This window comes from Undibacterium sp. Di24W (assembly GCF_049340325.1).
In the GTDB taxonomy this organism is placed as follows: domain Bacteria; phylum Pseudomonadota; class Gammaproteobacteria; order Burkholderiales; family Burkholderiaceae_D; genus Undibacterium.
In genome coordinates this window covers 98740-113608 of the sequence record NZ_JBMPOP010000006.1, presented here as the reverse complement: position 1 = coordinate 113608, position 14869 = coordinate 98740, and the positions used below count along the sequence as shown (strand labels likewise).

Sequence of the window (14869 nt, the reverse complement as noted above, 5' to 3'; positions counted from 1 at the left end):
TTTTAATACGCACTACACATTACGCATTAATTTTAGTTCCGCTCAAACAAATTACCTAAGCCACCTAACACCGAGCCTTCTTCACCCCCACGACTACCGCCGATTTTCGAAGCTCCCACTATTCTGTTCGCCATACGTGCTAATGGTAAAGACTGCAGCCAGACTCTGCCGGGCCCGCGTAATGTCGTGAAGAAAATACCTTCGCCCCCGAACAGAGCGGTTTTTACGCCGCCAACAAATTGAATATCGTAATCCACATTGCTAGTGAATGCGACGACGCAACCAGTATCGACCCGCAAAGTTTCACCAGGCTGCAAATCTTTGGCGATCAAAGCACCACCAGCATGTACAAAGGCAAGTCCATCGCCCTCTAATTTTTGCAAGATGAAACCTTCGCCACCAAAGAAGCCAGCGCCAAGGCGTTTTTGAAATGCGATGCCCAGTGAGACACCTTTTGCCGCACATAAAAAGGCATCTTTTTGACACAGCAAGGTACCGCCTAATTGATCCAAATGCATAGGAATAATTCGGCCTGGATAAGGTGCGCCAAACGCGACCTTGCGCTTTACATTGCCTTCATTTGTATACACCGTGGTGAACAAAGATTCACCCGTGACCAGTCGTTTTCCAGCGCCTAACAAAGAACCTAAAATGCCACCCTGCGAAGCGGAACCATCACCAAAGATGGTTTCCATCTGAATCTGATCTTCCATGTAAAACATAGAACCAGCTTCACCCACCACAGCCTCGCGCGGATCGAGTTCGATCTCTACGAATTGCATGTCGTCGCCAAAAATTTGATAATCGATTACATCCATTGCCATGATGAGTCCCTCTATTCTTGATTAAAAAAATTCTGCGGAAACTTTGAAAGACTGCAGAAAGTGCTGAGCATTTTAACGAGTATTTTCTGAGAAATTAGAAAATTTCTCCGGTAAAAATTTTCTATGAATACCGCAGAGGCGTGCTTAGTGAGAACGTATGCGCAATGCCAAAACAGGCTGTTCTAGCCAGTGCCACGAGCAGATAGCACATACTAAAGTCAAAGCGCCGGCGCCGATGACAAGCGCGGCAACAGTCCAGCCAGAGTAGCTAACAAGCAAAGCTTGTTGTAGGGGGAAAGCGTATAAATATACGCCATAAGAATAGTCGCCGAAGCGATTAAATGCGCGGATTTTTCCAGCTGGCACATAGGCCAAGTAGAAAATCACATAGGGTAAAGCCAGGTAATACACAATCAAAAACGCATGGCCACTGATACACAAAGCGATCAAAGCAGAAGCAACGATCATGGCTATGATTGTTCCCGACATCGGCAAACGATAACGAATCCAATAAAAAGTACTGGCAATAAAAAAGAACCAGACAAATCGTAACAACTGAAAATGCTCTAAAAAATAAAAGCGATCAGCTACAAACCAAGCGCACAAAAACATCGCGAGCGCAACGGTTAAGGCTAATGCATGCGTGCGATATTTCGCCACATAAAAATAGGCTGTGCAAGCAAGCAGCAACAAAACATACATACTCAACTCATAGATCATGCTCCACAAAGAGCCGTTCACTATGCCTTTCAGATGGTTTTGTTCAAACAAGCCTGGCAAGTAGAATTCCACGCCACCCATCAAGACCGCATTTTTTAGAAAATAACGCCATGTCTGGGTCTCCTGCAGATAACTCGCGAAGTCAAGCCGACTAAAGCAAGCGCCCAATACAAAAACGCTGAACACCAGCATCATCCACAAGGCAGGGAAAATTCGAAATGCGCGCGCCCGTAAATAATCGAGTGCATTTCGGCTACGCATCAAACTCGCACAGACTAAAAACCCGCTGGTCACAAAGAATACGTCAACCGCCATCGCGCCCAGATTCTTACCAACACTCGCAGCAAAAGGCTCGGGGTGACCGAGCATGGCAAAGCTATGACTGATTAAAACAGCAAACGCCGCCAGCAAGCGCAATAAATTGAAATTATTGTCTTTACCGACAGCGAGCTCACCCAAAGTAGGAGCGGAAGAAAAAATCTTTAGCACACCAAGTTTTAGGCAAGACGTTTCGCGGCAATCGCATTACCCGCGCGACTGACCGCTTTGCGTCCCAAATGTTGAGAAATAAATTGACCCGCATCCACCACGGCATTGAGATCAATGCCAGTTTCCACGCCCAATCCCTGCATCATGAACAGCACATCTTCTGTCGAGACATTGCCAGTCGCACCCTTGGCGTAAGGGCAACCGCCGAGACCAGCAACTGAAGAATGGAAAATACTGACGCCGACTTCCATGCTGGCATAAATATTCGCTAATGCCTGGCCATAGGTGTCATGAAAATGGCCAGAAATTTGCGCGATAGGAAATTCTTGTGCGACGCGTTGCATCACCGTTTGCACATGACGCGGTGTGCCGACGCCTATGGTATCGGCGATATCGATTTCATCGCAGCCCAAGTCGCGCATCAGTTTCACTACATCGGCAACTTGCTCTGGCGTGACCTCACCTTGATAGGGACAACCAAAGGCGCAACTAATACTGCCGCGCAAACGCAGGCCATGTTGTTTCGCTGCCGCTGCGACATCGCGGAAACGCTCTATCGATTCCGCGATCGAACAATTGATATTCTTTTGCGCAAAGGCCTCGGACGCCGAACTAAAGATCACGACTTCATCTGCACCCGCAGCCAAGGCCGCTTCGAAGCCCTTCATATTCGGTGTCAACGCGGAATAGATGATGCCCGCTTTGCGCGTAATGCCAGCCATCACTTCGGTCGAAGTTGCCATTTGCGGCACCCATTTTGGCGAGACAAAGGAGGCCGCTTCGATGTTCACAAAACCTGCTTGTGTCAAACGATTCACTAGCTCAATTTTAACTTCCGCAGGAATCGTTTCTTTTTCATTTTGCAGTCCATCACGTGGGCCAACTTCAACGATCTTGACTTGTTTTGGTAAGCTTGCTTGTGCGTTCATTTGTGTGTTCATTCTTAATATCCCTTACTTTGATCAACTACGCCGACAACGGATTCTCCGCGCTGCAATGCGGCTATCTTATGCGCAATTTGTTTCGCGCTTTCCTCGCGCACAGTCAATGCAGAAATGTGTGGCGTGATGTGGATGCGTTTTTCGTTCCAAAATGGATGCGTAGGCGGTAAGGGCTCTTCACGGAACACGTCGAGTGTCGCACCGGCGATATGACCTTGCTGTATCAACGCCAATAAATCGTCTTCTACGATATGCGCACCACGGGCAACATTCACGATATACGCACCTTGTTTTAACTTTGCCAGCTTGGCTTTATCCATCAAGTTTTCGGTCTCTTTGGTCAATGGCAAAATCAAGACCAAGACTTTGGTTTGACTTAAGAAAGCGTCCAAGCCATCGTCGCCATGAAAGCACTGTACACCGACTATCTGCTTCGCCGAACGACTCCAACCTAGCAGAGGAAAACCAAAACTACGCAAACCATCAATGATGCAATGTCCGAGAACACCGAGCCCTAAAACACCAATACTAAAATCTTCTTTACGATGAGGTGGTAATGGTCGCCATTGCTTATCCGCTTGCAGCGCATCATATTCATCAAAGCGGCGGAAGTGGCGTAGCACCGCGTGACTAACATACTCCGCCATTTGCACACCCATGCCGGCATCGTCGACACGGATCAAGGGCACGCCTTGCGGTAAATTATCACCCAGCTGCAAAATCGCATCGACACCAGCGCCCAAATTAAAAATCGCTTTCAGGTCGGTACGTCCTCGCAGCATGGCTGCGGGTGGTTTCCACACGAGCGCATAATCGGCTGGCGCGTTATCGCCTTCTTCCCAAATCCGGATTGTCGCATCGGGCAGATAGCGGTGGAAAGCGTTTAACCAAACTTCAGGATTGGCACCTGCTGCGTAATAAATTATGTTCATTTTTTGTCTGCCAATTTAGAGAAACATTTGAACGATTAAACCAAATTGTAGGGCGGGTGCAAGCCGCGCCGCCAAACTTTTGAGTACCTGAGCAGCGCGGGTTGCACCCGCCCTACGAGACTGCCATGCTTTTAAATATTGCCGCTTGAAGACGAGGGGGTTATATGGCGATCTTTGAATAAATCACTTCAAGGACCGCCTCGGTTTCTAACAGCATTTGGTTATTCCAAAATCGCAGAACTTCAATTCCTTGTTGCTTTAAATATGCATCGCGATGTTGATCATAAGTCTGTTGCTCAATATGTTGACCACCATCTAGCTCTATCGCTAGCTTCTTTTCTACACAATAAAAGTCAAGAATATAACGACCTATTGCGTGCTGTCTGCGGAACTTGGCTCCCGCCATTCTTCTATTTCTAAGTAAAAACCAAAGCAGTTGCTCTGCATCTGGCATTTTTTTACGCATTTCTCGTGCATACGCTTTCAGATCTTCGGGAGTCTGTTGCGGATGGTGGGGAGAAATGTTTTCCATTATCGCCTTCGCTTTTTATTCCCTTCTCCCGCTCGCGGGAGAGGGGTTCTACAATCATTACTGTTTAAAATTCAACAAAGGCGCACCTTCAGTCACTTGATCACCCACCGCATACAAGACCTCTTCCACTACACCATCATGCGGCGCTGAGATCGTGTGTTCCATCTTCATCGCTTCCATGATCAATAGCGCTTCGCCTTTTTTCACTTCTTGGCCATTCTTCACCACTACGGCAACGATCTTGCCTGGCATTGGTGCTGTCAATCGTCCACCTTCTGCTTCGGCTTCACCAGCATGCGCCAATACGTCGTTGTAATGCAAATCAGTGTGCACACCTTGACTAAAGACGTGGAAATGTTCGCCATCGCGCACTACCGTCGAGGTCACAGTTTGATCAGCGATTGCCAACACATAGTCATTTTCTTGTTGATGTACCAGTCGTACCGATTGGCTAGTACCATTCGCTGCAATTACCCAGGCATCATTCGTGTAAGTCACTTGCACTGCGTGCGTTTGATGTTCTTCCACAAATTGCAAACCACGTTGCATTTGCGTATTCATACGCCAGCCTTGATTGCTTTGCCAAGGATCGCTGCCCCCCGTATTTTCTGCCCTAATCAATGCCACTGCGGCGAAAGACAAGGCGTTCAGACTCGCTGGTGCTGGCGTCGGAAATAAAGCGTCTTGATTACGCTCAATCAAACCGGTATCCAAATCCGCAGTCGAGAACGCTTGGCTCGTAATCAAACGTGATAAGAAAGCGATATTCGAATGCAAGCCGACGATTTGGTACTGCGACAGGGCTTGCGCCATGCGCGCCAAGGCTTCTGTTCTGTCTTTGCCCCACACGATCATCTTCGCAATCATAGGATCGTAGAAAGGGGAAATCGTATCGCCTTCGCGTACGCCACTATCTATCCTGAATGATGCCGGATCTGGTGAACCACCGAGTTCGAAATTGACGGCGCTTGGTGTACGTGCATGACGCAAGGTACCGATGGATGGCAAGAAACCTTTTTCTGGATTCTCTGCATATACACGTGCTTCGATGGCGTGCCCGTGAATTTGCAATTCAGATTGTTGCAAAGGTAGTTTCTCGCCAGCGGCTACGCGCAATTGCCATTCGACCAGATCTGTACCAGTGATCATTTCAGTCACTGGATGCTCGACCTGCAAGCGCGTATTCATTTCCATGAAGTAGAAAGAACCGTCTTGATTGGCGATAAACTCGACTGTACCTGCACCAACATAACCAACCGCCTCTGCTGCTGCGACCGCGGCCTCGCCCATCGCTGCACGACGTTCAGCGGTCATGCCAGGCGCTGGGGCTTCTTCTAATACTTTTTGATGACGACGCTGCACTGAGCAATCGCGCTCAAACAGATACACGCAATTGCCGTGGGTATCCGCAAATACTTGAATCTCGATATGGCGTGGACGCTGCAAATATTTTTCAGCAAGGACTTTATCGTCGCCAAAAGAATTGATCGCTTCACGTTTGCAAGAGGCCAGACCATCTTTGAAATCAGCCGACTTCTCAATCACGCGCATGCCTTTACCACCGCCACCAGCACTGGCTTTTAACAATACGGGATAACCGATACGATCTGCTTCGGTTTGCAAGAAATCTGGATCTTGGTTATCACCGTGATAGCCGGGCACCAAAGGTACATTGGCTTTTTCCATCAAGGATTTCGCTGCAGACTTACTACCCATCGCTTCAATCGCAGACGCTGGTGGGCCAATAAATGCGATGCCCGCTTTGGCGCAGGCATTTGCAAATTCACTGTTCTCAGACAAGAAGCCATAGCCAGGATGGATCGCTTGTGCGCCGGTCGCCAACGCGACCTCGATAATTTTATCGGCGCGCAGATAACTTTCTTTCGCTGGCGCTGGGCCAATCAAGACCGCTTCATCACACACCGCCACGTGCTTGGCATTGGCATCGGCTTCGGAATACACCGCCACCGTTTTAATACCCATGCGACGAGCAGTCGCCGCAACACGGCAAGCAATTTCGCCACGATTGGCGATGAGGATTTTGCTAAACATGATTTTGATCTTTCTCTTTTAATTCAAATATTAACAAGCTCGAGTTGAACATCTTTTTCTTGAAAACCGAGTAGCCATACTGTGTTACCTGCTTCGTCGCTACATTCCAATTCAAATCCTGGTGGATCACTATAAATTTCAAGAATCGTCGCTATGTCGCCTACTTTCGGAGGCCGATTATTGAAGGCGTCAGACAGAAGTAAATCACCATTGTTAATTGCGATTAATCTAACGATTTCATAGACTTTGAAACTCATTTCAATCCTCAAAAAATCAGGCAACTTAACTACAACTACCCACTTTTTTCTCCACCACACCACGCGTCTTCAAACCCAGCTTTTCTAACAAAACCTTGTCGTCTTCGGCTTCCGGATTATCGGTCGTCAACAATTTATCGCCGTAGAAAATCGAATTCGCACCAGCCAAGAAACACATCGCTTGTACCGCTTCGCCCATTTGACGACGGCCTGCGGATAGACGCACACGTGCTTTCGGCATCGTAATGCGTGCGACGGCGATGGTGCGTACGAATTCCAAAGGATCGAGTGGGTCAAGGCCATGCAAAGGTGTACCTTCAACTTGCACCAAATGATTCACCGGTACTGACTCTGGGTAAGGATTCAAATTCGCTAGTTGCGCGATTAAGCCTGCACGTTGACGACGCGTTTCGCCCATGCCAACGATGCCTCCACAGCATACTTTTAAGCCTGCGGTACGCACGTGACCCAGCGTATCGAGACGATCTTGATAGTCTCGTGTAGAAATCACGTTATCGTAAAACTCAGGTGCGGTATCGAGATTGTGGTTGTAGTAATCGAGGCCAGCATCTTTCAAACGCTGCGCTTGCTCTTCTTTGAGCATGCCCAAGGTCGCGCAAGTTTCTAAACCCATGGCTTTGACTTCACGTACCATGATTTCGACTTTTTCCATGTCACGATCTTTTGGCGAACGCCATGCTGCGCCCATGCAGAAGCGAGTTGCGCCACTTTCGCGCGCCGCTTTGGCTGCATTCAAGACTTCACGCACGTCCATCAACTTCTTCGCTTCAACGCCGGTATCGTAGCGCGCTGCTTGTGGGCAGTAGCCACAATCTTCTTCGCATCCACCGGTCTTAATCGACAGTAAAGTCGCCAGTTCCACATCGGCATTCGGAAAATTTTCTCTATGCAAAACCTGTGCCTTGAACATCAAATCATTGAAAGGCAAATCAAACAATGCCATCACATCGTCAACCGGCCAGGTTTCCGCTTCGATGGCTTTCACTGGTGCGTGAAACTGTATGCCTTGCACTGTCTCTTTAGCTTTTGCGTTATCGACCGCTTGCTCCATGTGTTCCATGTTCATTTCCTTCACTTCAATAAATTCAAATCTAAATACTGGCTCGCTTGCTCAAACTCATTGACCGCTAAACGAGGCATCACAGCTAGGCAAGGTGCACCTAAACGCTGTTTCAGCGTCTGCACATTCTCTTCAAAAAACTTCATGTCTGTATCAACCGTATTCGCCACCCAACCCGCCAAACGTAGCCCACTCGCGTTGATTGCTTGTGCCGTCAATAGTGCATGGTTAATACAACCGAGACGCATGCCAACCACCAAAATGACCGGCAAGGTCAAACGCTGCGCCAAGTCGACGGTAGTGGTTTCATCATCTAAAGGCACACAAAATCCACCTACACCTTCGACTAAGACCACGTCTGCCAATTGCTGCGCTTGTTGATAGCAACTTGCAATGTGCTGCACATCCATCTTCACGTTTTCTACCGCGGCAACGATATGCGGTGCTGCTGGTGTTCGCATTAAGTACGGTACAACGATTTCCTGTGGCGCTTTGACGCTGGATGCCGCGACTAAACTATCGACATCTTCATTATGTAAAACACCATCGATTTCCTCGGCACCCGAGGCTATCGGTTTCAGCCCTAGCGTCGAATTGCCCTGCTTTGCAAAGGCGCGCAACAAAGCGGACGTGGTGAAGGTCTTGCCGATTTCTGTGTCGGTGCCTGTGATGAAATAATCGTTTTTTCTGGTTTGCATTTTTTAAACTTCGTTCTTCAAAAATACTTCTTACATCGTCACTCTAGTGGCGCTGATGCAATCCGTGCTGTATCTTCTCTCCCTTCCCCCGCAAGCGGGAGAAGGGCCGGGGATGAGGGTGGTCCAAATTAGTTCAATGATTCTTTATCACGCACATCAGAATAACTATGCACTCTCTGAGCGCCCCTCACCCTAGCCCTCTCCCGCTTGCGGGAGAGGGAACTTTAAGATCTCAAACTTCTAGCCGATTCACAGCATCAATCAACAAAGCCAAATCTTCACTAGTATGCGCAGCAGACAAAGTAATGCGCAGACGTGCCGTTCCTACCGGCACTGTCGGTGGTCGTATCGCAGGCACCCAAAATCCTTGCTCGTACAAAGTCGCTGCGGCTTGTAAACTTTCGGCATTGTCACCAATCACGATAGGCTGCACCGCGGTATCCGATGGCATCAAAGTCCAACGCTTCAGCTTCAAATCACGGCGTAACTGCGCAATCAAAGCTTGCAAATGAGCGCGTCGCGCTTGTCCTTCTTCGCCTTGAATGATATCCAAGCTCGTCAGTAAAGCATGTGCCAAAGCCGGTGGTGCTGCCGTGGTATAGATATACGGACGGGCTTTATTGACCAGCCATTCAATGACATCCTCATGCGCGGCAACGAAGGCACCGCCGACACCAGCGGACTTGCCCAATGTTCCCATGTACACCAAATTAGGAGAGCATAAATTGTAATGCTCTAAAACCCCGCGACCATTGGCACCTAAGGCACCAAAACCGTGTGCATCATCAATGACCAACCATGCATTAAATTCTTCGCACACCGCAAGTAATTCGGGCACTGGTGCCAGATTGCCATCCATACTAAAGACGCTATCGCTGACGACAACCTTGGTCGCTGCAGTCGATGCCTGTAATAGCGTTCGTAAGTGTGCGACATCACCGTGCGGAAAAACATGCAACTTCGCACGCGAGAGTTTAGCGCCATCAATCAATGACGCATGATTCAAGGATTCGGAAAACAATTCCGTGTCTTTTCCAGATACCGCCGCCAAGCCCGCCAATACCGCGAGATTGGCCATATAGCCCGTGCAGAAATACAAGGCACGTGCTTGATGAAGATGGGGCGAGACAAACTCAGCCAAACGTTCTTCAAGCAAAGCATGGGCGCGGCTGTGGCCGCTGATTAAATGTGAGGCACCACTACCGACGCCATATAAATCCGCACCTTCTTGCAAGGCGGCGACGATCTTAGGATGCGCCGCCAGACCAAGATAATCATTACTACAAAACGCCAGCATATCGCGACCATCCACTTTGACACGCGGTGCACTTGGGCTCTCTGCATGACGACGGCGACGACGCAGACTCTTGCTATCTAAAGCTGCTAATTCATTCTGGATTTGATCGAGCAAAATCACGCTGCTGCTCCCATGACTTGGTTGAAGACTTTCAGCATGCGATCGCCAACTAAACTTATTTCTTCTTGATTCAAAATATACGGCGGCATCAAATACACCGTGTTGCCGATTGGGCGTAATAATAATTCTTCCTGCAAAGCCTGCGTGAAGAAACGGCGAGAGAAAGTCCTCGCCGCTTGTTCGTCTTTCGTTCCATCAAACACAGCATCGAAAGCCCACATCATGCCTTGTTGGCGGAAATGTTTGACTTGAGCGTGTTGCGCTAGTGGCTGCAATGCTTGCGTGATCGCTTCAGCCTTCACGCGATTTTGCACCAACACATCGTCAGACTCAAAAATTTCTAAGGTCGCCAAGGCTGCACGACAAGCTAAAGGATTGCCAGTATAGGAATGCGAATGCAAAAACCCGCGACGCACATCGGTGTGATAAAAACCTTGGTAAATGTCATCGCGTGTCATCACCAAAGACAATGGCAAGTAACCGCCACTGATGCCCTTAGAAAGACACACAAAGTCAGGCCAGATTTGCGCATTTTCGCACGCGAAGAAAGTACCACTACGGCCACAGCCTACCGCAATTTCATCAGCAATCAGATGAACTTGATATTGATCGCAGAGCGCACGGACTAAACGCAAATATTCAGGGTCGTGCATCGCAAAACCTGTCGCGCACTGCACTAAAGGTTCCAAAATCACCGCGGCAATTTTACCTGCGCGTTCTTGCAAGCAGCGTTCCATATCAGCGGCGGCACGTCGTGCGACATCGATCGCGGTTTCGCCATCAAGCGCCTGACGTGCATCGGGCGACGCCACGACATGCGCATTGCGTATCATAGGGCCGTAGGCATCGCGGAATAATGCGACGTCGGTGACTGCTAAAGCGCCGATGGTCTCGCCGTGGTAACTGCCTTTGAGGCAAATAAATTCTTGTTTTTCAGTTTGACCTTGATTGCGCCAAAAATGAAAACTCATCTTCAAGGCGATTTCCGTCGCCGACGCACCGTCCGACGCGTAAAAACTATGACCGAGTACACCGCCCGTTAAGGCTGACAGTTTTTCCGATAAACGAATCACTGGCTCATGCGTAAAGCCTGCCAACATCGCATGTTCCAATTGATCGAGCTGTTCTTTTAATGCCGCGTTGATGCGCGGATTAGCGTGACCAAACAAATTCACCCACCACGAACTGATGCCATCTAAATAGCGCTTGCCATCCATATCGACCAACCAGGCACCACGGCCATGACTGACAGGAATGAGTGGCATGGTCTCGTGATGCTGCATTTGGGTGCACGGATGCCACACGCTTTGCAGGCTACGCTCTACCCATGAATTACTCGGTGTTTTCAATTCGGTATTCACTGCGGTCAACTTTGTTCCTAAACTAAACCAAATACACTAATCTTGCTTTCATACCGGAATTGATCCGGTATCCATTTGTTTCATTTTTTGTAGGGCGGGTGCAACCCGCGCTGTTGTTCGACTGTCATGCGGCGCGGGTTGCACCCGCCCTACGAATTTGCTTTTCATCCCTTCTCCCGGAAGCGGGAGAGGGTTAGGGTGAGGGGGATTCAGAGTCCGCAATGCTAGTACTTCGCTTGCCTTGCGGAAACCTTGACCACCCTCATCCCCAACCCTTCTCCCGCTTGCGGGAGAAGGGAGCAAAATCACTTAACCCGCCATTATACGTGATCAATTCTTGCCCAACTGAGCCAGCTTGGCTTGCGCTTCTCTAAGAAAGAGCGCACTCCTTCACGCCCTTCTTCGGAGGCGCGGATCACGGCGATGGCTTCTACGGTATTCGCAATCAACGCAGGTGTAATTTCACGACCGCCGACCTCACGCACTAATACCTTAGCTTGGGCGACCGCATTCGGGCTGTTGGTTACTAGTGCTTTGACGATTTCGGCCACTTTCGCTGTTAGCGCATCTGCTCCGACCACTTCATGCACAAAACCTATGCGCAGGGCTTGCGCCGCGTCGAAACGCTCTGCAGTCAGGAAATAACGACGTGCGGCATTTTCACCCATGGCCTTAATCACATACGGCGAAATCGTCGCGGGAATCAATCCTAACTTGACTTCGCTCAAACAAAATTGCGCCGTATCGACGGAGACGATAACGTCACACGCCGCCACCAAGCCCATACCGCCGGCATAGCAATCGCCCTGCACCTGCGCAACCACTGGCTTGCTGCAGGTATAAATCGCTGCCAACATCGCTGCTAGTTGCCCCGCATCGGCGAGATTTTCAGCATGCGTGTAGTCCGCCATCTTCTTCATCCAATTAAGATCAGCGCCCGCGCAAAACGCCGGGCCATTCGCCGCCAACACAATCGCACGAATACTGTTATTGCTACTTAATTCATTAAACACTTGCGTAATCTCGGCAATCGTCGTTTCGTTAAACGCATTGCGAACGTCTGGGCGATTTAAAGTGACTGTGGCGACTTTGTTGTCACTAGTTAGGGTGAGGGTTTGGTACATGGTTACACTTTCATTTAAAGGCTTTGCCGCAGAGGCGCAGAGAACGCAGAGTTAAGATTCAAATCAATACCGAAAACTGAAGCGTCATCCCTGCGAAGGCAGGGATCCAGTGTCTTACGTCTTCAAGTCGCTGGATTCCCGCCTTCGCGGGAATGACAAGCAAAAAACTCTGCGTACTCCGCGCCTCTGCGGCAAAAAAATCACATCCTAAAAATACCGAATTTTGCGTCAGGAATCGGCGCATTCAAAGCCGCACTTAGACCGAGTCCCAACACCATACGTGTATCCGCAGGGTCAATCACACCGTCGTCCCACAATCGTGCAGACGCATAGTAAGGATGGCCTTGATGTTCGTATTGGTCTTTGATTGGTTGTTTGAATGCGGCCTCTTCCTCCGCACTCCAGCTACCGCCTTTGCCTTCGATACCATCGCGGCGTACAGTCGCCAACACGCTGGCTGCTTGCTCGCCACCCATAACCGAGATACGGGCATTTGGCCACATCCACATAAAACGTGGAGAGTAAGCGCGGCCGCACATACCGTAATTACCCGCACCAAAACTACCGCCAATAATGACTGTGAACTTCGGCACATTGGCGGTCGCAACTGCGGTCACCATCTTGGCACCATTGCGGGCAATGCCTTCGTTTTCGTATTTGCGTCCGACCATAAAGCCGGTGATGTTTTGCAAAAATATCAGTGGAATCTTACGCTGGCAGCACAGTTCGATGAAGTGTGTGCCCTTCAATGCGGATTCAGAAAACAAAATACCGTTGTTGGCGATGATGCCAACTGGCATGCCATGGATATGCGCAAAACCGCACACCAAAGTCGTGCCATAGCGCGCCTTGAATTCATCGAAATGGCTACCGTCCACCACACGCGCAATCACTTCGCGCACATCGAAAGGCTTACGGGTATCGACCGGAATCACACCATACAATTCGCTCGCAGGAAACTTCGGTTCCTCCACGGCTTTCATGACCACCGTTTGTGGTTTTTGACGATTCAAGTTCGACACGATTTGACGCGCCATCGCGAGGGCATGCGTATCGTTTTGCGCCAAATGATCGACCACACCCGACAAACGTGTATGGACATCGCCACCACCCAAGTCTTCCGCACTGACCACTTCGCCCGTTGCCGCTTTCACCAAGGGAGGGCCGCCGAGGAAAATTGTGCCTTGGTTCTTAACGATGATGGATTCATCACTCATCGCTGGCACATACGCACCACCGGCGGTACAAGAACCCATCACTACGGCGATTTGCGGAATACCTTTGGCTGACATATTCGCTTGGTTATAGAAGATGCGACCGAAGTGATCACGATCTGGAAATACGTCTTCTTGATTCGGCAAATTCGCACCGCCGCTATCCACCAAATAAATACAAGGCAAGTTATTTTGCTCGGCAATTTCTTGCGCGCGTAAATGTTTTTTGACCGTGAGCGGATAATAGGTACCGCCCTTCACCGTCGCATCGTTACACACGATCACACATTCTTGTCCAGCAACGCGACCGATACCTGTGATGACACCCGCACTCGGTGCAGCATCCGCATCGTTCTTCTCTTTATACATATTGAAGGCAGCGAGCTGGGAAAACTCTAGGAAAGGTGTACCTGGATCAAGCAAGTTTTGCACACGATCACGTGGCAATAATTTGCCGCGACCGAGATGCTTTTGGCGCGCTTCCTCACCGCCGCCCAGCGCGATCTTGGCGACTTTTTCTTTGAGATCATCAACGATCAATTGCATCGCCGCAGCGTTGGCTTTGAAGTCCTCAGAGCGAGGATTTAATTTGGATTCTAGGGTTGTCATAATTTTTCCAGATTACGTATTACGCAATTGCTCAATTTTTTAAACCTCTCAACACAGAGGCACGGAGACACAGAGGTACACAGAGAAAAACAAAAGTTTCGTCTTTCTCCTGGTTTTCTCCGTATCTCAGTGTCTCTGTGTTGAGCGGTTTTCATTCGTAAATTCCATCAACATAAAACCATTTGCCATCAAACTTCACGAACCGACTCTTCTCGTGCAAGCGATGGGCTTTGCCACCAATTTTGTAACGGGCGACAAACTCCACCATCGCCTCTTTTTCTTGTGCTTCATGTTTCTTCACTTCTAAACCTAACCACTTCGATGCACCGCCGTCAACGATGCGTTCTTTGGGGCAAGTACGCTCATCCCAAGTTGCTCGCAGATACGCTTCATCGTTAAGCGTATAAGCGGTGTAGCGCGAACGCATCAGGGCTTCTGCTGTTGGTGCGAACTCTGCACCGCTGATGTAGCGTTGGCAGCATTGCTCGAAATCTTTGTTTGAGCCACAGGGGCAGATTGTTTTACTCACACTTTACCTAATCATTTTTTGTTGGGCGGGTGCAACCCGCGCTGTCGTTCAAGCGTCGGGCGGCGCGGGTTGCACCCGCCCTACATTTG

Annotated in this window: 14 protein-coding genes; all 14 read right to left on the bottom strand. The window is 49.4% G+C overall.

What is annotated here, in order from left to right:
* Positions 1-32: 32 nt before the first annotated feature.
* Positions 33-824 (bottom strand): TIGR00266 family protein, encoded by a 792-nt coding sequence (locus tag ACO0KZ_RS14060; RefSeq protein WP_315486238.1) that lies wholly within the window; start codon positions 822-824, stop codon positions 33-35.
* Between the two features lie 144 nt (positions 825-968).
* Positions 969-2033, bottom strand: a complete 1065-nt coding sequence (locus ACO0KZ_RS14055; protein WP_422996255.1) for an acyltransferase family protein — start codon at positions 2031-2033, stop codon at positions 969-971.
* Between the two features lie 8 nt (positions 2034-2041).
* A complete protein-coding gene (locus ACO0KZ_RS14050; protein WP_422996253.1) occupies positions 2042-2974 on the bottom strand; it encodes a hydroxymethylglutaryl-CoA lyase in 933 nt (310 codons plus the stop codon).
* 2 nt (positions 2975-2976) lie between these two features.
* Positions 2977-3906, bottom strand: a complete 930-nt coding sequence (locus ACO0KZ_RS14045) for a 2-hydroxyacid dehydrogenase (RefSeq protein ID WP_422996251.1) — start codon at positions 3904-3906, stop codon at positions 2977-2979.
* A 160-nt stretch (positions 3907-4066) separates the two neighbouring features.
* A complete protein-coding gene (locus tag ACO0KZ_RS14040) occupies positions 4067-4438 on the bottom strand; it encodes an endonuclease domain-containing protein (protein WP_422996249.1) in 372 nt (123 codons plus the stop codon).
* A gap of 57 nt (positions 4439-4495) precedes the next feature.
* Complete coding sequence (locus ACO0KZ_RS14035) at positions 4496-6490, bottom strand: acetyl/propionyl/methylcrotonyl-CoA carboxylase subunit alpha (RefSeq protein WP_422996247.1); 1995 nt, start codon at positions 6488-6490, stop codon at positions 4496-4498.
* 23 nt (positions 6491-6513) lie between these two features.
* A complete protein-coding gene (locus ACO0KZ_RS14030; RefSeq protein ID WP_422996245.1) occupies positions 6514-6747 on the bottom strand; it encodes a hypothetical protein in 234 nt (77 codons plus the stop codon).
* 25 nt (positions 6748-6772) lie between these two features.
* Positions 6773-7819, bottom strand: a complete 1047-nt coding sequence (gene bioB, locus ACO0KZ_RS14025) for a biotin synthase BioB (protein WP_422996624.1) — start codon at positions 7817-7819, stop codon at positions 6773-6775.
* Between the two features lie 20 nt (positions 7820-7839).
* Positions 7840-8526 carry a dethiobiotin synthase gene (gene bioD, locus ACO0KZ_RS14020; RefSeq protein ID WP_422996243.1) on the bottom strand — a complete coding sequence of 229 codons (687 nt, stop codon included), beginning with the start codon at positions 8524-8526 and terminating at the stop codon, positions 7840-7842.
* Positions 8527-8758: 232 nt separating this feature from the next.
* The gene (bioF, locus tag ACO0KZ_RS14015) at positions 8759-9943 is read right to left on the bottom strand and encodes an 8-amino-7-oxononanoate synthase (RefSeq protein WP_422996241.1); all 1185 of its coding nucleotides are present in this window, start codon (positions 9941-9943) and stop codon (positions 8759-8761) included.
* Entirely contained in the window at positions 9940-11313 is a 1374-nt protein-coding gene (gene bioA, locus ACO0KZ_RS14010; RefSeq protein ID WP_422996239.1) for an adenosylmethionine--8-amino-7-oxononanoate transaminase, read from the bottom strand. Before bioA ends, bioF begins: the two co-directional genes overlap by 4 nt.
* 311 nt (positions 11314-11624) lie before the next feature.
* The gene (locus tag ACO0KZ_RS14005) at positions 11625-12428 is read right to left on the bottom strand and encodes an enoyl-CoA hydratase/isomerase family protein (protein WP_422996237.1); all 804 of its coding nucleotides are present in this window, start codon (positions 12426-12428) and stop codon (positions 11625-11627) included.
* 200 nt (positions 12429-12628) lie between these two features.
* The gene (locus ACO0KZ_RS14000; RefSeq protein WP_422996235.1) at positions 12629-14251 is read right to left on the bottom strand and encodes a carboxyl transferase domain-containing protein; all 1623 of its coding nucleotides are present in this window, start codon (positions 14249-14251) and stop codon (positions 12629-12631) included.
* A gap of 151 nt (positions 14252-14402) precedes the next feature.
* Positions 14403-14780 (bottom strand): YchJ family protein, encoded by a 378-nt coding sequence (locus tag ACO0KZ_RS13995; RefSeq protein ID WP_422996233.1) that lies wholly within the window; start codon positions 14778-14780, stop codon positions 14403-14405.
* Positions 14781-14869: the final 89 nt, after the last annotated feature.

Bases quoted from the DNA above. Each gene is read 5' to 3' on its own strand.
- ACO0KZ_RS14060 (WP_315486238.1), bottom strand. From the start codon at position 824: ATGGCAATGGATGTAATCGATTATCAAATTTTTGGCGACGACATGCAA.
- ACO0KZ_RS14050 (WP_422996253.1), bottom strand. From the start codon at position 2,974: ATGAACACACAAATGAACGCACAAGCAAGCTTACCAAAACAAGTCAAG.
- ACO0KZ_RS14045 (WP_422996251.1), bottom strand. From the start codon at position 3,906: ATGAACATAATTTATTACGCAGCAGGTGCCAATCCTGAAGTTTGGTTA.
- ACO0KZ_RS14040 (WP_422996249.1), bottom strand. From the start codon at position 4,438: ATGGAAAACATTTCTCCCCACCATCCGCAACAGACTCCCGAAGATCTG.
- ACO0KZ_RS14035 (WP_422996247.1), bottom strand. From the start codon at position 6,490: ATGTTTAGCAAAATCCTCATCGCCAATCGTGGCGAAATTGCTTGCCGT.
- ACO0KZ_RS14030 (WP_422996245.1), bottom strand. From the start codon at position 6,747: ATGAGTTTCAAAGTCTATGAAATCGTTAGATTAATCGCAATTAACAAT.
- bioB (WP_422996624.1), bottom strand. From the start codon at position 7,819: ATGGAGCAAGCGGTCGATAACGCAAAAGCTAAAGAGACAGTGCAAGGC.
- bioD (WP_422996243.1), bottom strand. From the start codon at position 8,526: ATGCAAACCAGAAAAAACGATTATTTCATCACAGGCACCGACACAGAA.
- ACO0KZ_RS14005 (WP_422996237.1), bottom strand. From the start codon at position 12,428: ATGTACCAAACCCTCACCCTAACTAGTGACAACAAAGTCGCCACAGTC.
- ACO0KZ_RS14000 (WP_422996235.1), bottom strand. From the start codon at position 14,251: ATGACAACCCTAGAATCCAAATTAAATCCTCGCTCTGAGGACTTCAAA.